Below are 17,814 nucleotides of genomic sequence, written 5' to 3'. Positions count from 1 at the left end.
CAGGCAACATTTCCTTACCAGGCCGTTGATTTACTTTCTCTGTTCGCACCCTCATATAGTGTGATAAGTCGCAAACGGAGGATTCCCCATGCAAAGCGAAGAACAACAACTCATTGAAAGTCTGTTCAGCCGTCTGAAACAGGCTGAGACGCAAAGCGGCCCGCGTGATGTGGGTGCCGAGCAATTAATCAAACAGCATTTACAGAACCAGCCGGGCGCGCCCTACTACATGTCGCAGGCGATTTTGATTCAGGAGGCCGCGCTGAAAAAGCTTAATGCGCAGGTCACCGATCTGGAAAATCGTCTGGCGCAGGCGCAGCAGCAACAGGCGCCGCAGCAGAGCAGCGGCGGTTTTCTCTCTAGCCTGTTTGGCGGCGGCTCACGCCCGGCAGCATCACAACAGCAGCAACCGGCATGGGGCAATCCACCGCCGCAGCCTCAGCAACAGTATGCACCACCGCCGCAGCAGCAATATGGTGCAGCGCCGGCGCGCGGTACCGGTTTCCTGGGCGGCGCATTGCAGACGGCGGTGGGCGTGGCCGGAGGCGTGGTCATGGCGGATATGCTGACCAGCATGTTCCACCACTCGCAGCCGGAAGAGATCGTGAACATTATCAATGAACCCGCGCTGCCGCAGGTGGATAACAGCCTCGATACCTTTAACGGTAACGACAGCAACAGTGCCTTCCTGAACGATAACTCAGGTTGGGACAACAACCTGGCGGATAACAATGATTTTGGCGACTTTGGCAGTGGCGGCGACTTTGATGACGATGACAGCTTCGTCTGATTACCGCTGACGTAGCCACTTATCCAGTTCGTTAGCAAACAGTTGGCGGTCGCGTTGGCTCAATGTCGATGGGCCGCCACTCTGAATCCCGCTGGCGCGCAGGGTTTCCATAAAATCACGCATGGTCAAGCGCTGACGAATCGTATCCGCCGAGTAGCGTTCCCCACGCGGATTCAACGCCGCCGCCCCTTTCTCCAGCACTTCCGCCGCCAGCGGAATATCGCCAGTAATGACCAGCTCACCGGGCTGCACGCGTTTTACAATCTCATTATCAGCCACGTCAAAACCGGCGGCGACCTGTAGCGTCTTGAGCCACGGCGACGGCGGCACACGTAACGGCTGGTTGGCGACGAACGTCACGGTAACCTTGGCGCGCTCGGCGGCGCGGTAGAGCACCTCTTTGATGACATTGGGGCAGGCATCAGCATCAACCCAAATCGACATAGTGAATCCTTTTTCGCGGAGAATGTGGCTGATCTTGCCGTGCTGCTGAAGAATGGCAACTGTTTTTGATAACTGCCAGCCTTGTTATTCATGGCCGCTAACGTAAGCTTACCCCCACAGAAAAATGAACCACGTGAAGGATAATGCGATGCTGGAGAAAAAAATCGGGTTTGTTGGCTGCGGCAATATGGCAAAAGCCATCATCAGCGGACTGGTCAATAGTGGAAAAATCGCCCCGGCCAATATCTGGGTGTGTGACCGTAAGCCGGCAACCAACCAGGAGATGGCGCAGCAATACGGCGTAACCGCCGCCGCAAGCGTTGAAAGCATGGCGCGTGAAGTCGATATTCTTTTTGGCGCGGTAAAACCCAACGTCATCCTCAAAGTGCTGAAAGATCTTGCCGGCCAACTTAAAAAAGACGTGCTGGTCGTATCGATTGCCGCAGGCGTGACGCTGGATTCGTTAGCCTCAGTCTTGGGCCACGATCGTAAAATCATTCGCGTGATGCCCAATACGCCGTCGCTGGTGAATGAAGGCATGACGTCGGTGACGCCAAACGCGCTGGTTGAACCGCATGAAGTGGATGAAGTGGTCAGCATCTTCGAGAGCTTCGGCAAAGCGGCGGTGGTGAACGAATATCTGATTCACGCGGTGGTTGGCGTGAGCGGATCGGCGCCCGCCTATGTGTTTATGTTTATTGAAGCGATGGCCGATGCGGCAGTGCTTGGCGGCATGCCGCGGGCGCAGGCGTACCAGTTTGCCGCGCAGGCGGTTAAAGGCTCGGCGCAGATGGTGCTGGAAACCGGCAAGCATCCGGGCGAGCTGAAAGATATGGTGTGTTCGCCAGGCGGCACCACCATTGAAGCGGTAAAAGTGCTGGAAGAGAAAGGCTTCCGCGCTGCGGTGATCAACGCGATGCAGGCCTGCATGGCGAAGTCAGAGGCGTTGAGTAAGCAATAATCGGAGCGGCTTGCCCCTCACCCTAACCCTCTCCCGACAGCGGGAGAGGGAACCGATCGAGCATGTTGCAGCATCTATCTTTCCCACAGGCGGGAGAGGAAATAGTTAGCTCGGACGGCCCCCTTCTCCCGCTGGCGGGAGAAGGTTGGGATGAGGGGGCTGCGCGCACTTTACCCCTGACTCGCCTCATACAGCGCAATCCCCTGCGCCAGCGTCATTGGCTGCTGCATCTGCTGCACCAGCGCTGCCGTCAGCGTATACAGCCCGGCAGAACACACCGCCGCAATCATTCCTTCGCGGCAATAGAAGGCGATAAAGCGCTTATCCTGCAGCGATCCCAGCAGACGATAATCATCCCACTCTTCCGCATGGCCTAAATATTCATAGCGCGTACCGTAATGTGCGGTCCAGAAGAACGGCACGCGATCGTACATTATCTGTTTGCCCAGCATATTCAGTGCGGCAATGCGCCCCTGCTGATGTGCCACGCGATAATGCTCAATACGTTGCGGGCCGCGCACCGAAGGATAGCTGGCAATATCACCGGCCACCCAAATGTTGTCAGCCACACGCAGCTGGCTATCCGTCAGCAAACTGCCATCCTCTTCGAGCGGCAGGTCGTGAATAAACTGCGTGGCAGGCACCACGCCGGTTCCAAACAGCACCAGGCTGGCCTCCACCGTGTTGCCGCTTTTTAACCGCACCGCCTTTACCTTGCCCTCGCCCTCCAGCGCCACTGGATCGCCCTCAACAAACTTCACGCCGTTGCTGCGGTGCAGATCGTAAAAGTGGCGGCCAATCTCTTCGCCAAACTGTTTGGCAAAGGGCAGCGGATGACGCGCAATCACCGTGACATCCACATCACGATTGCGCAGCGATCCCGCCATCTCCATACCAATAAAGCTATTGCCAATGATCACCAGCTGCTCGGTTTTATCTATCTCTTTCAGCAGTTCATCGGCCTGATTGAGCGAGCGCAACAGATGCACGCCGTCCAGATCTTTGCCTGGAATGTCCAACGGCTTCGGCACGCCACCGCTGGCAATCAGCAGCTGATCGAATTTAACCTGTTGGCCGCCCTTGAGAATCAAGGTTTGCTCATGTGCTTTGAGTTGTTCTACTTCTCCCTGAATCCGCTCCACCGCGCCCAGCACATCCTGCTTTAACAGTTTTGGCACATCCTCAATCGCCATTTTTCCCGACGGCACAAATTTGCTCAAAGCCGTGCGATCGTAAGGCGCCGGTGATTCGCGCTCGATCAAGACGATGTGTCCGTTAAAGCCTTCATCACGCAGCGTCCAAATCGCAGCGCTACCGGCAGCACCGGAACCCAGGATCACGCAAACCGGGGATTGACCTTGAGGAGAAGGCGAACTGGCGGGCGACATCGCTTGCGGATTGACCAGCACTTTGCCCTGTTCAACGCGCACCGGATAACGCTTCAGATGAGCCAGCGCCAGCGGCTCGCACATCTGACCATCCTGCAGCTGAAACACCGCTTTATGCCACGGGCACACCAGCTTGTCGCCACATACTGCGGCCTGCTCTAACGGCGCACCCGCATGCGGGCATTTGGCTTGAAACGCTTGTACCCGCTCATCGTCACGAATCAACACCACATCGGTATCACCCACGGTAAATTTGGTGGGTTTGCGCTGCGCCAGCGACTTGAGTTCCACGACGGTTTGATAGCTCACGATAGGCCTCCATTCTTCTGGTTTTTGATGTAGACAACAAATCCCTACAAAGAGTAAGCCTGGCAAAACGTCGTGATTTGTCCGCAACAACAAAGCGCAGCGGTGGATAAGTGGTTGTTTAATTGAGAAAGATAATCCGCGACTGTTACGCCGCTGCGTCATGACTCCACACCCGAGCGCCCTGTTTTACGCAGCCGCGTAGCGTCACGCTCCCGTCCGCCAACGGCGCCAGCAGCAGCACATCAGCGGGAGCGCCGCACGCTAAACCTTGCTGCTGTGGCAGATCAAGCTGGCGCGCCGGCCGCAGCGATGCCATCTCTATCGCCTGCGCCAGCGTGGCGAGCTTGTGGCGCAAGAGAACGTTTACGCCGTCCAATAGCCCGCGCGCTGAGCCCGCCAGCAGCTGCGGGGCATCCGCCATGCTGAGACGTCCGCTGGCGCTAAGCTGCACGCGGCCACCAATAGCGGTGTGGTAGATGCCCGGCGGCTGTCCGGCAAACGAGGTCACATCACTCACCAGCAATGCCTGCTCCCCTTTCGCGCGCAGAAATACTTTTAGCACCTCTGGCGGCAGATGATCGCCATCGGCAATTAGCGTTGCCGTCAGCGCGTCTTCCGCCAATTGCTGCCAGATGTAATTCGGATGACGCGGCAGTTGCAGATGCGCACCATTGCCGAGATGCGTAGAAAGCGTGGCGCCGGCTTCCACCGCCGTATGAATCTGTTCCGACGTTGCCGCAGTATGGCCAATCGCGACGCGCACCTGCTGCGCCACACAATGCCGAATCAACGCCCCGCTTTGTGGCCACTCCGGCGATAGCGTCAGCATTCGGATACGCCGCTGTGCTGCGCGCTGCCAGCGGTCGAACAGGGCGATATCCGGTGCGCAGATCGCCTCACGCGGATGTGCACCGCGCGGACCATCCTCCAGGGATAAAAACGGTCCTTCCAGGTGGAAGCCCGGCACCGCGCGCGCCACGTCCGCGTAATGTTCACAGGCGCTGGCAAGACGCTGCATGGCCTGGTCGATCGCTTCTGGCATGGCGGTAATGACCGTCGGCAAATAGCTGGTCACGCCCTGCTGCCACAGCGCGCGTGTAGCATGCAGCACATCCAGTTCACTGAACGGAAAATGGTTGAAATCCACGCCCTGAAAACCGTTAACCTGCAGATCCACCAAACCCGGCGCGAGTATGACATCCTCCTCAACGTCACGCAGGGAACGAATCTTGATGATGCAACTGTGCTCAATCTCCAGCTCAATCGGTTGCAGCGTGCGGTAATCACGGCCGCGCAAAATGGAACTAGTCAAACGTCACCTCCGCGCAGGCTTCGCTATCGGTATACAGCGTGCAGTGCGGATGCTGGCGCAGCCGGGTTGCCGGACAAGCGGTGGAGAGTTCATCATTGAGCGTTGCGTTTACCGCCGCACGTTTGCTGGCCCCAGGCACCATGCAGAACAGGCGCGCCCCGCTCATCAGGGCCGGAATGGTCAGCGTCACCGCCTGTGTTGGCACCGCGTCCAGCGTCGCGAAGCAACCATCGTTGACCTGTTGCTGACGGCAGGCGGCATCCAGTTGCACCGCCTTGACGGTGAAAGGATCGTTGAAGTCAGCCACTGGCGGATCGTTAAAGGCTAAATGCCCGTTCTCGCCAATGCCGAGGCACACCACGTCAATCGGCGCAGCGTGGAGTTTTTGGCTGTAACCGGCGCAAATTGCCGCCGGTTCGCCCTCATAAGGAATCAGATGAACCTCACCCGGCCGCACCGCATCAAACAGGTGTTGACATAGAAACTGACCAAAACGCTGCGGGGCCGCGCGATCGAGTCCAATGTACTCATCCATGTGGAAGGCGTGAATACGCGACCAGTCGATATCGTTTTCCGCAATCAGCGCAGCGAGAAACTCGTTTTGCGACGGCGCAGCAGCAAATACCATGCGCACTGCATCTTGTGTGCTCAACAGCTGACGCAAATGCGCCGCAACGTCATGTGCAGCCGCGACTCCCAGCGCAGCGCGGCTGGCGAAGCGTTTGACCCATAGACGATCTCTTTTCCCCTGTTGTAATAGCGTCATGTTATCCCTCCTGAGAAATATTGGTTTTCTGCGGCCAGCGCTGATCGCCGGGCACATGCTGATCCTGATTAAGTGCGTTGAGCAACTGGTCCACTTCCGGACGTACCGGTGCGCGGCGCAGCCAGCCCATCACCACGAAAAGCACCAGCGATGACATCACCGGTGCAGCCACCACGGTGGCGGTGCTGACATCGGCAAAAACGAATTTCACGCAGAAAAAAGTCCCAACGCCGACTGCCCAACTCACCAGCGCGGCGGCACTGCCGCTGCGACGAAAAGCGGGTAGTAAACCGAGCAGCATCGGAATCGAAATCGGGCCGACCAGGCCGCCAAACCAAACGATCAGCAGCGACAGTACGCCGCCAAAGTGGCTGGCATTGATGGCAATCACCAGCGTGGTGATAATGAACAGAAAGGCGGTGAGTCGCGCTACCAGCAGCGAGCTGTTACCGCGCTGAAAGCGTTTTGGCAGCATGCCCGGCAGAATATCGCGCGTGACGACGGCGGTGATGGCGTTGGCGTCAGAGGAGGTCATCGATAGTGTATGAGTGAACATCGCCACCAGCACCAACCCCACCAGGCCATTCGGCAACAGCTCCATCGCCATCATCGAATAGGATCGCGACGGGTCGCTCAGACCGGGAAACAGCAGCGGCGCCGCCCACATTGGCCAGAACAGAATCAGCGGCCAGATGAGATAGAGTGCCGCAGAAAGCAGCGCCGCTTTGCGGGCATCGCGGCCAGCGGGTGCGGCAATAAATCGTTGAGCCAGGTTCCACGTCCCGCCGTTGTAACTCAGGGTATAAATCACAAAATAGGCGAGGATAAAGCCGAGCGAATACGGTTCCTGAATAATCTGTGTGTGCGTGGATGGCAGGCGTTGCCAGATGGTGAACAGCTCAGCAAAACCGCCCAGATGCATTGCCACCGCCACCACCATCACTATGGCGGCAACAAACTGTACGACAAACTGACCGAAATCGTTGCAGGCATCGGCCCACAACCCGCCCATCACGGTATAAAACAAACTCAGCGCACCCGATACGCAGATGCCCACCAGCGGATCGAGTCCGGTGAAAACGTTAATGATTACCGCAATTGCCGCCCACTTTGCTCCCACATCAAAGGTTTTCAGCAGCACCCCACTCCACGCCAATATCATTTGCGTCGGCAGGTTATAGCGCGTGGCGAGATACTCCATCGGTGATTCGATGTTCATATAAATGCGCAGTCGCGCCCAGCGCGGCGCAAACAGACGCGATCCCAACAGCACGGCAATCGCAATGGGAAAGGCCCACCAAAAGTAGATGGTGATGCCCATGTTGTAAGCCACCGCAGCGTAGGCCACGAACACAGCGGCGCTGTAACCCGACATGTGGTGCGATACGCCAGACAGCCACCACGGCATTTTGCCACCCGCAGCAAAGAAATCGCGCGTGCTGCCCACCTTGCGCATCGCCCACAGGGTTATCGCTACAATCATCAGCGCGTATAGCGCCATCACTGCATAATCAAGCACATTCATAGCAGACTCCACAGGTAAAGGCTGCCCAACGAACGGTCTGGCTTCGCGGGGATTAAAAAGATTCGAATTAATTAGTCACTAATTAGGACTAATGCATCCTGCCAGTGTTGTTAGCCTTATTTTGTGATGTGCATCCTGGTATGAGTTTTTCCTCTGACGTGATAAGAGAAGTTGAATATTTCGATGAGCGCATCATCAAGATAAAAAAAGGGTTCATGTTTACCATGAACCCTTTTTACCTCTACTTTGCCATTAATTACACGCGACGAGTAGGTTCGCGGGAATTAAATCAGCTCTTCTTTAAACAGGAACTCATAAAAGTTTTACGTGCGTCGCCGGTGAGTTTTTTATCGCCCGCGTCGGCATTACAGGTTTTCATCTTCATTTGTTGCGGTGACATGCTGCCCATTTTGCTGTCTTTTTTCAGACAGTCACTCATAAAGCTTTTACGCGCATCACCTTTCAAATTCTGCGAACCTGCATGCTGATTACACATGGTCATTTTTTCCTGCTGTGCGGTTTTTTCGGCCGCACTCGCACCGCCTGCCAACAGCAAGCCTGCTGCCATTATTGCCAAAAGACACGATTTCATTACCGGATTCTCCATAGCATTATTGCCTGTTAAGCATGGCACGGAATAAGCAAATGCGAGAAATCAATAATGAAAATCGCCTGCAAAAACAGGCGAAACAGGGTTAAACGCGGGGATGATCCAGCAGTTTTTCAACGTAATTGCGCAGCAGGGTGGTATCAGGCGTTTCAGCAGCGGGGGCAACGGGCGGCATGGCTAATTTAATACCCGCCGCAATGTCATGGAACTGTTGTGGATCCAGTTTGCGCAGCATCGCCGTTAACACGATTTCTAACGCCTCAACCTGAACCACTAATTCTTTAGACTCTTCTTCTTTTTCAGCCAGCTTTAGAAGGAGTTCCGCAATCAGGTTTTTCATGCGACAAGCTCATTGAGAGAAGAAAAAAAGACGTTAGCACTGAGCAGATTAAAACAACAAGAAATTTTCAGTATTTTTGAGAAAAAAAAGACGCGCTGCGACGCGAAAAAAGAAATGTATTTCAATATCTAACGGCGAAACGTTTCACTGACGTGAAGCCTATTTATTGAAACGTTTCGCTTAAAAGTTAAATAATCCTAAGGCGCATTAATGAGGCCCGACAAATCCGCGTCCCGGTCCGCCGCCATGGCCATGACCGCCACCCCAACCGCCGCCCGGCGGTGGGAAAATACAGCCGCTCAACGCGGTAACCAATGCCACAACTGCGGCGAGTTTAATCATACGAACCATAATTACCTCAGAATGGTGAAATCGGGCTGAGTGTATGAGGCCGCATCGGGCGCGACAATACAGAATTCTCCGCAACCCCGCGCTATTCATCTCTGCTCACCACGCTTAACAATTTACTGGCACTACCCCGGCAAAAACATCACACAGCTGGCATGCAAGTCAGCCGATGGCTCTCGCAAAATCACTGTCGTTCACTTTACAGCTGACGCAAATTCACGCAATGTGAGCGCATTACAATAAATGAGATCTTATCATGAAGTTATCTGCTGTTTCCCTCAGTGAAATTCTGGCGCGCCGGGATTGGGAAAATCCGGTGATCACCAGCCTTAACCGGCTGGATGCGCATCCACCGTTTGCCAGCTGGCGCGATGAATTGGATGCGCGCGACGATCGCCCATCGCCCTCGCGCATGTCGCTTAACGGTCAATGGACCTTCAGCTACTTCACCCAGCCTGAAGCGGTGCCGCAAAGCTGGCTGCAGCAGGATCAGCCTGATGCACGCGCCCTGCCCGTACCCGCTAACTGGCAGTTGCATGGTTTCGATACCCCGATTTATACCAACGTACAATATCCGATTGCGGTGACGCCACCATATGTACCGCAGGAAAACCCCACAGGATGTTATTCGCTCACATTTAATCTGGATAATGGCTGGCTGCAACAGGGTCAAACGCGCATTATTTTTGATGGCGTCAACTCGGCATTTTTCCTGTGGTGTAACGGCCACTGGATCGGTTATTCGCAAGACAGCCGCCTGCCCGCTGAATTTGATCTCAGCGCAGCGTTACAGCCGGGCCAAAACCGCTTAGCCGTGATGGTGCTGCGCTGGAGCGATGGCAGCTACCTGGAAGATCAGGATATGTGGCGTATGAGCGGCATCTTCCGGGACGTCACGCTGCTGCATAAACCAGCAACGCAGCTGGCAGACGTGCAAATTGAAACCGCGCTCAGCCCGGAATACCTGCGCGGCGATCTGCGCGTTAGCGTCAAAATCGATGCGGGCACTCGCCAGCTTGCGCAGTGCCGTTTGCGCGTCAGTTTGTGGCGCGGCGAAAGCTGTATTGTGGAGCAAGAACAAGCACCCGGCAGCGCTATCATCGACGAGCGCGGTCACTATCCAGAGCGCGCGTTGCTGATCTTGCCGGTTCACCAACCGCTGCTGTGGAGTGCCGAAACGCCGCATCTCTATCGCGCCGTGGTTAGCCTGCTGGATGAAAATGGCATGCTGCTGGAGGCCGAAGCCTATGACGTTGGCTTCCGCCGCGTCAGCATTGAGAACGGCCAACTGTGCCTGAACGGCAAGCCGCTGCTGATCCGCGGCGTTAACCGCCACGAGCACCATCCGGAAAACGGCCAGGTGGTGGATGAAGCCAGCATGCGCCGCGACATCGAATTGATGAAGCGCCATAACTTCAACGCCGTACGTTGCGCGCACTACCCCAATCATCCGTTGTGGTATCGGCTATGCGATGAGTACGGTTTGTACGTGGTGGATGAAGCCAACATTGAAACCCACGGCATGCAGCCAATGAATCGGCTCTCCAGCGATCCGCGTTGGTTTGCCGCGTACAGCGAACGCGTGACGCGCATGGTGCAGCGCGACCGCAATCATGCTTGCATTATTATCTGGTCGCTGGGGAATGAATCCGGCCACGGCAGCACGCACGATGCGCTCTATCAATGGGTGAAAAGCAGCGATCCCACCCGTCCGGTACAGTACGAAGGTGGCGGCGCAAACACGGCCGCCACTGATATCGTCTGCCCCATGTATGCACGCGTCGATCAGGATCAGCCCTTCCCCGCCGTACCAAAATGGTCGCTGAAGAAGTGGATTGGCCTGCCTGGCGAAACGCGCCCGCTGATCCTGTGTGAATATGCGCATGCGATGGGCAATAGCTTCGGCGGCTTCGAAAAGTATTGGCAAGCCTTCCGGCAGTTCCCGCGCTTGCAGGGCGGCTTCGTCTGGGATTGGGTGGACCAAAGCCTGACGCGCTATGACGATAACGGCGCGGCATGGCAAGCCTACGGCGGCGATTTTGGCGATACGCCCAACGATCGTCAGTTCTGTATGAACGGCTTAGTTTTTGCCGATCGCTCGCCGCATCCGGCGCTGTTTGAGGCGCAGCGAGCGCAGCAATTCTTCCAGTTCCAGCCAGATGCTACCAATGCGTATCGCTTTACCGTCAGCAGCGAATATCTGTTCCGCCGCAGCGATAACGAGCTCCTGCGCTGGTCGATTGAGCAGGACGGCATCGCCCTGGCCAGCGGTGAATGGCCGCTCGATCTCGCGGCACAAGGTCACCAGTCGTTTACGCTGCCAGTCAGTGAGAATCTGCAGGGCAATGCCTGGCTCAACGTGGCGGTTTATCAACGTAACGCCACCCCGTGGTCCGAAGCGGATGCCCGCGTCGCCTGGGATCAGTGGCCGCTGCCTGCGGCACTGCCTGCGCGCGCGCCAACGCTCAGCGCCACCGCACCTGAGCTTATCGCCAATCACGAGCTGGTGGCGGTGGTGTTGCCGCAGCAGTGCTGGCACTTCTCCCGCCGCAGCGGCGAGCTGCTGCAATGGTGGGTAGATGATGAAGAAACGCTTCTGACGCCGCTGCAGGAGTGCTTTATTCGTGCGCCGATTGATAACGATATCGGCACCAGCGAAGCCGCTAACATTGACCCCAACGCGTGGGTCGAGCGCTGGAAACGAGCGGGCTACGATGCGCTAGAAGCGGTGCTGGTGGATATGCAGGTCGATAGCCTGAAACATAGCGTGCTGATTGAAACCTGGCATCAGTGGCTGGCTCACGGAGAAGTGGTTTTCACCAGTCACAAACGCTATCAAATTGGTGGCAATGGTGAGTTGTCGATAAGCGTGCAGGTGGAACAGGCGCCGGGCTTACCGCCTCCGGCTCGCATCGGCCTGCGCTGCCAGCTGATACAAGCACCACAGCAGGTGAACTGGCTCGGTCTGGGACCACACGAAAACTATCCGGATCGCCAGCTGTCAGCGCAGTTTTCCCGCTGGCAGCTTCCGCTGGCGGCGCTCAGCACCGCGTATGTGTTTCCGGGGGAAAATGGCTTGCGCTGTGGCACGCGTCATTTAATGTGCAATGGGTTACAGGTCAGCGGTGATTTCGCTTTCTCGCTCAGTCGTTACAGCCTTGAACAGCTGCGCGCAACTTCGCATCGCCACTTATTACAGGAAGAGGATGGCTGCTGGCTGCATCTCGATGGCTTCCATATGGGCGTCGGCGGTGATGATTCCTGGAGTCCGAGCGTTAGCCCGGAGTTTTTGCTTTCTCAGCAGCGCTGGTACTACGCGTTGACGCTGCATCAGTAGGTTTTTCCGCTGTATCACGCTGGCTCAACGGTGGAGTCAGCGTGGTTTTCGGGCGGCGATAAAAACGACGCAGCAACACCACGTTGGCGAATACCACCATCGCCGTAGCGAAGAAGACCCAGCGATAGCCGGTGGCTGCCGAAACTGCAGCCCCCAGCAGCGGCCCCGCCACATTCCCCAGATACATAAACGATTGGTTATAGCCGAAGATGCGGCCCGTGACGTTATCGCGTGAATGGCGTACCAGCAACGTTTGCACTGCTGGCATCATGGCGCCATCGGCGAATCCCAGCAAGAAACGCAGCACACCAAGCTGAGTGGCGCTGGTGACAAATGACATCGCCACCAGCAGCAGCAGCGAGGCGATCATGGTGGCGATGAGAATGCGCTGCGTGCCAATACGGTCGCCCAATTTACCGAGCCGCGGAGCTGAGATCAGCGCTGAGAAGCCCGGTAGCGCAGCAATCACGCCGCTGAGAAAGGCGATGTTCTGCGCATTCGGTGCCAGTTCGCGCACAAACAGCGTCAGGATTGGATTTACCGAGCCGTTGCACATCTGGATCACCATGGTGGTGATAAATAAGCACAGCATCAAACGCGGGTTATCAAGGCTGCGAAACACCTCACGTCCACTTAATTTGTCTTTCTTGCTGACCGGGGTATAACCGGTCTCTTTAATCAGGAACAGCGTCACCAGGAAGCTCACCATCAGCAATACCGCAGTGACAATAAACACCATGCGTAATCCGAGCCAGTCCGCCAACAGGCCGCCAATCATCGGGCCAAGGATCACCCCGCTAATCTGACCGGTAGATACACAGCTCAGCGCCCAGCCGCTGCGTTCACGCGGCACCTGCGCCGCCACCAGCGCCATCGCATTTGGAATATAGCCGGAGGTCAGCCCCATGAGTGCGCGCAGCAGCAGCAACTGCCACGCCTGAGTGACAAAAGCCTGCATTAAGATCACTGCGCCCATGCCAAACGAGGCGCGCAGCAGCATCAGCTTGCGCCCTTTACGGTCTGCCAGGCTGCCCCACAACGGCGCAACGGCCGCAGACACAATGAAGGTGACGCTAAAGGTGAGCCCTGACCAAACGCTAAGCGCATTACCGCCATGAATCCCGAGTTCTTCAACATACAGCGGGAGGAAGGGAATGATCTGACTGATGGCAAGACCGGTAAAAAAACAGCCAAACCAGACCGATATCAGATTAACTTTCCAGGACTCGATGGAGCGTAACATGGGCGTGAGCGTCAGAAGAATGAAACGAGGGTTCAGTCTAACAATCCCGTAACATTACTGGACGGCAAAACATGGCATCGGGGTAAAAACGCAGTTTTACGCTGTTGAGCGTGATTCTGCTCACAGCAAATCATGCAAGAGAGCGTTTTTTTAGTGGCTTTATGTGCTGAAACCTCTTTCCCCGCAAGATAAGCGCATCCTGATGACCGGCAAACGTGAAAAAATATGTCTACTCGTTACTGACAATCGTCATCACCGCATCTATGTTTAAAAAACAACCAGCCATCGCTGGCGACGTACTGCCCGTTCTGGACAGTCCGCATGCTTAAACCTTATTTCCCCATGCTGCTACTCTCAGGCGGCGGGCATCGTTGTCTCTGCGGAGGTCAGCCATGAGAACCCAACCAAACAGCGCCAGTCGGGCGATTACCGACTACTTCAACAGTCCGGCCTGGCATGCGCCTCATGAGAGCGATTTGCTGGCGGCAATCATGCGCGAAATGATGGATGAAGGGCAGCCAGCGACCAGCAAAGCCATTATTGCGCGCGTAATCGATAAGCTGGAATTTGCCGGAGATGAGCAGCAGCTGCAAAGCTATCGTGCGCTGCTGGCAAAACTGCTGGAATCAGGGCCGCAGAAGTAGCAGCCCGAAGGATTATTTCACCGCGCGCAGCTGGTCGGCTTCGCTGACAAACGCCTTACCGCTTTGACGCTGATACAGGCACAGCTCGCGCCCGACCTGGTTCTTCATATGCTTCTGCGGATAGCGGCCTTCCAGCAGCAGCGCATCAATACCGACGCGGTCGTCATACTGGATCGGCTTGCCGACCACTTTCACGCTCTTCAGACCACTGGCCTTAAGACAGCTTTGTAGTCTGTTGTTGTCGTTCTGCTGCCAGGCCGCTTCGCTTGATGCCTGCGCCAGCGGGCTTACCAGCAGGGCTAACAACAGTAATTTTTTGGTATGTCTCATCATCACTCCTCAATTGGCGGCATTACGCCAACCGATAAAAAAATTCCCGCCGAAGCGGGAAGAAATAAGACGAGCATTGCATATTCGAGAGTGACGAGGAAATCTCCGTAGTGCGCAGCTATCCTCGCCCGGCGCTGTGACAGCCGGATGACAATGCAATGTCGGTTTAGTGTTATCCGCAGTAAACCCGTGAAATCTTACCGCTCTGATCCGCCGCGAAATTCACCCGACGCAGATTGAAATCCATCGTTACCGCTGAATTCCAGGGAATCGCGCGTACCGGAACGGCAAAGCGCTTGTTGTCGAGGGTCGATAACGGTTGACCAACATAGTTCTGATATTGCGATGCGCCACACTGATCGGTTTCCGGATCGTGGCTGGCCGCCGCACTGGTGTCAGGTTTGCTGGCAGACTGGCAGGCGGTCAGGGCAAACAAGGCCGTAACCAGCAGCGCTTTTCCATAATGGGTCACAAGTTTCTCCTCCTGGATAAATAGACAACCGGTGGGTGAGAGTAACAAAGCACGACCGTGAAGCGAAAATTTTTACAGCAGATAGTGGGTCTGGATCGGCTTTAAAGCGCGATCTTCTTCTCAATTTTTAAGATTAATCGCACGCACTGTCTAAAAAACAATCCTTCAGCCACTAAAATTACCTAAGACAATTCTTAGAGGAGGTCATTATGGAACTGGTGATTTTTGTTGGCTTCGCCGCATTGATGACGTTTGTAGCGATTAGAGTGCGTTGAGTCACTGCATGTGGTTGGTCGCCATGAATGGCGACCCTACGATGCAACTTCCTCCTGTAACCGCGCATTAAACGCCGCTAACGGCATCGGACGCCCCAGGAAATATCCCTGTCCCTCCTCGCAAGAAAGTGCTTTTAGCGCATTTAACTGCGCTTCGGTTTCGATCCCTTCTGCGGTGATGGTGAGCGCAAACGCGCGTGCCAGCCCCACAATACCGGCCACCACCGATTGTGCCTGCTGCGACTCTGGGAACTCTTTCATCCACGAACGATCAATCTTTAAGCCATTGAACGGGAAGGCTTTCAGATAACCGAGCGCCGCATAGCCGGTACCAAAATCATCCACGGTTAAACGCACGCCAAGCGCGCGCAGACCTTGCATGATCTCCAGCGCGCGATCCGGGTTTTCGAAAGTGACGTTTTCGGTAATTTCCAGCTCCAGCCGCGTCGCGGGTAATCCGCTGATGTCCAGCGCATGCGCGACGCGCTTGACCAAATCACTATTACGGAACTCCACCGGCGAAATATTCACCGAAACATAGCGATGTTCGCCCCAGTGACAGGCATCGAGACAGGCACGCATTAGCACCCAGTCGCTGATGGCGGTGATTAACCCTTTCTCTTCCGCCAGAGGAATAAAGCGGTCAGGTGTGATCCATTGTCCCGCCGCGACCTGCCAGCGTATCAGCGCTTCAGCCCCCGCCAGCTGCCCGCTTTGCAGCTGATAACGCGGCTGATAGTGCAGCGTAAACGCGTTTGACTGCAGCGCCTGTTCAATCGCCTGCACCATTTCGCGTTTTGACTGCAGGTGATTCGCCATATCGCTGGAGTACCACATCCATTGATCGCGACCGGCGCTGCGGGCCTGGCTCAATGCAATATCCGCGAGCCGCAGCAGCGCTTCCGGCTGTGCCGCATCCTGTGGCGCAGAAACAATGCCCATACTGGCGGTCAAACTGATCTGATGCGAGCCACTGAAAATCGGTTGATGAACGATGTGTTGCAGTGCCCGACAGCGATATTCCACCCCCGCGCGACTGTTTTCACGCAGCAGCAGAATAAAAGCATCGCCGCCAAGACGCGCCGCCAGCTCATTGGGTGCCAGCAGGCTTTTTAAGCGCTGTGAAACCTCATTCAGCACCTCATCTCCCACCGCGTGGCCCCAGGTATCGTTGATGGGCTTGAACTGGTCGATATCAAAACTGATGATGAACAGCGGATCTTCTTCACTGACGCGCTCCAGATACGCGGTTAAATACTCCTGCAGCTGGACGCGGTTGGCCAATCCCGTCAGCATGTCGTGGCGTGACAAAAACTGAATGCGCGCTTCTGCATCCACTTCATGGGTGATATCTGACACCGTGCCACGAAACCCCGTGCGCAGGCCGCTGCGGCGAATAGCCTTCGCCATCAGCTGTCCAATACGTCGCTCGCCGCTGGCTGACATAAACTGGCAGCGCAGCGGCACATGCTGCACCTCTTCTCCCTGACGCATCAGCCAGGAGACCAGCGAATGGCTAGGATGACTGAGGAGCTGATCGAGCGGGCGCCCCATCCAGCTTTTCACTTCATGGCCGGTTACCACGGCAAAACGCGACGAGAGATAGCAGAGACACCCGCGATCGTCGATTTCCCAAATCCAGTCCGACGCGGCTTCCGCCAGATCGCGAAAGCGTTCTTCGCTGTCAGCCAATTCGCGCTGGCTGATGGCCAGCAATGCAAAGCGCCGATCGGAGATGACGGCATTGTGCAAAGCATGGCGCAGCACCCGACGCGTAACTAGCGTCACGGCCAGCGCCGTGAACAGCAGCAGCGGCATCATCAGCCAGATCACCCCAAAGCCCGGATCTTTCGGCTGCCAGCGAATCACCATCGCTTCACCCTGCAACACCGGCTCTACCAGCCGCGGCTCATACCGCGCATCGGCTACATCCGCAGCGATACGCGGCGCAATTACATTTAGCGATTTACCCAGCGCCTGCAGTTTATCCGGGGTAAACACATTGATGAACACCATCACCGAAGCGGGACCGGGAAGGCTTGGTAAATCGGGGACTTTTCCCGGCGTAATGGGGGCGGCCACCATAATCGCCGGGTTGTTATCTATGATAACGTTGCGCGCCACTCCGTCACGCAGGGTGCGCGCCGAGTTCAATAACAGCGCGCTTTGCGCACCTAACCAACTCTCAAGTGACACATCGGATAATTTGCCGCGAACCACCGCATAACGGGTTTTACCGGCACCATCGACAACAAAGACACCGTCGTAGTGATACTCCTTGTAAAGCCCCGCGCCAAAGTTCTCTTCATCCCAGGCCCAGACTTTGTTTACCGTGAGATGCAGGTTTTTCCAGCCTTCGCCCCAGTTGGCGTAATCTCGCGCATCAACAATCATCTCCTGCTGCTGTTGCTGCCACGCCTGACGCATCAAATTGACGTCCTGGCGGATCGCGTCGCGGTTTTGTCGATGGGCGATAACCAGCACCATTACAACAGAGAGAAGCAGTACGCCAAACAGCAGCGAGGATAAGGTGCGAAGACTGCGCCGCGTCACCCGAACCGTATGTGCCTCCATATTGGCCCTGGCGTTTAACGCCGGGTGCCGGTGATACTCAGAATTCATGCGCATTGCTCGTAAAATGCAGGCGGCGAAAAGAGGCGGATGAGGGGCAACAACCGCCCCTCTCCACCCTGTAAGGTTTGATCGGTTATCGGCGCTGG

Annotated in this window: 16 protein-coding genes; 4 read left to right on the top strand and 12 right to left on the bottom strand. The window is 56.1% G+C overall.

What is annotated here, in order from left to right; all coding sequences use genetic code 11:
• Nucleotides 1-88: 88 nt before the first annotated feature.
• On the top strand, nucleotides 89-790 hold the full coding sequence (locus AC07WB_RS04410; RefSeq protein WP_494940090.1) for a DUF2076 domain-containing protein: 702 nt from the start codon (nucleotides 89-91) through the stop codon (nucleotides 788-790).
• Here AC07WB_RS04410 and AC07WB_RS04405 read toward each other — a convergent pair whose 3' ends face one another.
• Nucleotides 791-1,234 (bottom strand): YaiI/YqxD family protein, encoded by a 444-nt coding sequence (locus tag AC07WB_RS04405; protein WP_097094767.1) that lies wholly within the window; start codon nucleotides 1,232-1,234, stop codon nucleotides 791-793.
• Nucleotides 1,235-1,382: 148 nt separating this feature from the next.
• On the opposite strand from AC07WB_RS04405, the gene proC reads away from it, so the two are divergent.
• A complete protein-coding gene (gene proC / locus AC07WB_RS04400; RefSeq protein WP_097094768.1) occupies nucleotides 1,383-2,195 on the top strand; it encodes a pyrroline-5-carboxylate reductase in 813 nt (270 codons plus the stop codon).
• 170 nt (nucleotides 2,196-2,365) lie between these two features.
• On the opposite strand, the gene AC07WB_RS04395 is transcribed toward proC, so the two are convergent.
• The 7 genes from AC07WB_RS04395 to AC07WB_RS04365 all read right to left on the bottom strand — a co-directional run bounded on the left by AC07WB_RS04395 (nucleotide 2,366) and on the right by AC07WB_RS04365 (nucleotide 8,787).
• Entirely contained in the window at nucleotides 2,366-3,892 is a 1,527-nt protein-coding gene (locus tag AC07WB_RS04395; RefSeq protein WP_345827185.1) for an FAD-dependent oxidoreductase, read from the bottom strand.
• 145 nt (nucleotides 3,893-4,037) lie between these two features.
• Nucleotides 4,038-5,204, bottom strand: coding sequence for an N-acetylglucosamine-6-phosphate deacetylase (locus AC07WB_RS04390; RefSeq protein ID WP_494940089.1), 1,167 nt, complete (start codon nucleotides 5,202-5,204; stop codon nucleotides 4,038-4,040).
• Entirely contained in the window at nucleotides 5,197-5,970 is a 774-nt protein-coding gene (locus AC07WB_RS04385) for a 6-phosphogluconolactonase (RefSeq protein WP_494940088.1), read from the bottom strand. Before AC07WB_RS04385 ends, AC07WB_RS04390 begins: the two co-directional genes overlap by 8 nt.
• A 1-nt stretch (nucleotide 5,971) precedes the next feature.
• Nucleotides 5,972-7,495: a sodium:solute symporter family protein gene (locus tag AC07WB_RS04380; protein ID WP_345827188.1), complete on the bottom strand. Its 1,524-nt coding sequence runs from the start codon at nucleotides 7,493-7,495 to the stop codon at nucleotides 5,972-5,974.
• A gap of 289 nt (nucleotides 7,496-7,784) precedes the next feature.
• Nucleotides 7,785-8,087, bottom strand: coding sequence for a PsiF family protein (locus AC07WB_RS04375; RefSeq protein WP_097097587.1), 303 nt, complete (start codon nucleotides 8,085-8,087; stop codon nucleotides 7,785-7,787).
• Between the two features lie 103 nt (nucleotides 8,088-8,190).
• Nucleotides 8,191-8,445, bottom strand: coding sequence for an anti-adapter protein IraP (iraP, locus tag AC07WB_RS04370; RefSeq protein ID WP_097094773.1), 255 nt, complete (start codon nucleotides 8,443-8,445; stop codon nucleotides 8,191-8,193).
• A 207-nt stretch (nucleotides 8,446-8,652) separates the two neighbouring features.
• A complete protein-coding gene (locus tag AC07WB_RS04365; RefSeq protein ID WP_345829948.1) occupies nucleotides 8,653-8,787 on the bottom strand; it encodes a hypothetical protein in 135 nt (44 codons plus the stop codon).
• A gap of 262 nt (nucleotides 8,788-9,049) precedes the next feature.
• Here AC07WB_RS04365 and AC07WB_RS04360 point away from each other — a divergent pair, with 262 nt between their 5' ends.
• On the top strand, nucleotides 9,050-12,130 hold the full coding sequence (locus AC07WB_RS04360) for a beta-galactosidase (RefSeq protein ID WP_494940087.1): 3,081 nt from the start codon (nucleotides 9,050-9,052) through the stop codon (nucleotides 12,128-12,130).
• Here the strand turns inward: AC07WB_RS04360 and AC07WB_RS04355 are convergent.
• On the bottom strand, nucleotides 12,069-13,373 hold the full coding sequence (locus tag AC07WB_RS04355) for a multidrug efflux MFS transporter (RefSeq protein WP_345827190.1): 1,305 nt from the start codon (nucleotides 13,371-13,373) through the stop codon (nucleotides 12,069-12,071). The genes AC07WB_RS04360 and AC07WB_RS04355 overlap by 62 nt on opposite strands.
• 392 nt (nucleotides 13,374-13,765) lie before the next feature.
• On the opposite strand from AC07WB_RS04355, the gene AC07WB_RS04350 reads away from it, so the two are divergent.
• Nucleotides 13,766-14,017: a biofilm development regulator YmgB/AriR family protein gene (locus tag AC07WB_RS04350; protein ID WP_097094776.1), complete on the top strand. Its 252-nt coding sequence runs from the start codon at nucleotides 13,766-13,768 to the stop codon at nucleotides 14,015-14,017.
• 12 nt (nucleotides 14,018-14,029) lie between these two features.
• Here AC07WB_RS04350 and AC07WB_RS04345 read toward each other — a convergent pair whose 3' ends face one another.
• From AC07WB_RS04345 to AC07WB_RS04335, 3 genes are all read right to left on the bottom strand, one after another.
• Complete coding sequence (locus tag AC07WB_RS04345) at nucleotides 14,030-14,347, bottom strand: hypothetical protein (RefSeq protein WP_494940086.1); 318 nt, start codon at nucleotides 14,345-14,347, stop codon at nucleotides 14,030-14,032.
• A gap of 172 nt (nucleotides 14,348-14,519) precedes the next feature.
• Entirely contained in the window at nucleotides 14,520-14,819 is a 300-nt protein-coding gene (locus AC07WB_RS04340) for an I78 family peptidase inhibitor (RefSeq protein WP_097094778.1), read from the bottom strand.
• Between the two features lie 311 nt (nucleotides 14,820-15,130).
• The gene (locus tag AC07WB_RS04335) at nucleotides 15,131-17,716 is read right to left on the bottom strand and encodes a bifunctional diguanylate cyclase/phosphodiesterase (RefSeq protein WP_494940085.1); all 2,586 of its coding nucleotides are present in this window, start codon (nucleotides 17,714-17,716) and stop codon (nucleotides 15,131-15,133) included.
• Between the last annotated feature and the right edge of the window lie 98 nt (nucleotides 17,717-17,814).

The organism is Pantoea sp. GW821-FHT03E06 (assembly GCF_059420725.1).
Note: the sequence above shows the minus strand (reverse complement) of the source record. Positions and strands in the feature narration are given on the sequence as shown.

Bases quoted from the DNA above. Each gene is read 5' to 3' on its own strand.
- AC07WB_RS04410 (WP_494940090.1), top strand. From the start codon at position 89: ATGCAAAGCGAAGAACAACAACTCATTGAAAGTCTGTTCAGCCGTCTG.
- AC07WB_RS04405 (WP_097094767.1), bottom strand. From the start codon at position 1,234: ATGTCGATTTGGGTTGATGCTGATGCCTGCCCCAATGTCATCAAAGAG.
- proC (WP_097094768.1), top strand. From the start codon at position 1,383: ATGCTGGAGAAAAAAATCGGGTTTGTTGGCTGCGGCAATATGGCAAAA.
- AC07WB_RS04385 (WP_494940088.1), bottom strand. From the start codon at position 5,970: ATGACGCTATTACAACAGGGGAAAAGAGATCGTCTATGGGTCAAACGC.
- AC07WB_RS04380 (WP_345827188.1), bottom strand. From the start codon at position 7,495: ATGAATGTGCTTGATTATGCAGTGATGGCGCTATACGCGCTGATGATT.
- AC07WB_RS04375 (WP_097097587.1), bottom strand. From the start codon at position 8,087: ATGAAATCGTGTCTTTTGGCAATAATGGCAGCAGGCTTGCTGTTGGCA.
- iraP (WP_097094773.1), bottom strand. From the start codon at position 8,445: ATGAAAAACCTGATTGCGGAACTCCTTCTAAAGCTGGCTGAAAAAGAA.
- AC07WB_RS04365 (WP_345829948.1), bottom strand. From the start codon at position 8,787: ATGATTAAACTCGCCGCAGTTGTGGCATTGGTTACCGCGTTGAGCGGC.
- AC07WB_RS04360 (WP_494940087.1), top strand. From the start codon at position 9,050: ATGAAGTTATCTGCTGTTTCCCTCAGTGAAATTCTGGCGCGCCGGGAT.
- AC07WB_RS04355 (WP_345827190.1), bottom strand. From the start codon at position 13,373: ATGTTACGCTCCATCGAGTCCTGGAAAGTTAATCTGATATCGGTCTGG.
- AC07WB_RS04350 (WP_097094776.1), top strand. From the start codon at position 13,766: ATGAGAACCCAACCAAACAGCGCCAGTCGGGCGATTACCGACTACTTC.
- AC07WB_RS04345 (WP_494940086.1), bottom strand. From the start codon at position 14,347: ATGAGACATACCAAAAAATTACTGTTGTTAGCCCTGCTGGTAAGCCCG.
- AC07WB_RS04335 (WP_494940085.1), bottom strand. From the start codon at position 17,716: ATGAATTCTGAGTATCACCGGCACCCGGCGTTAAACGCCAGGGCCAAT.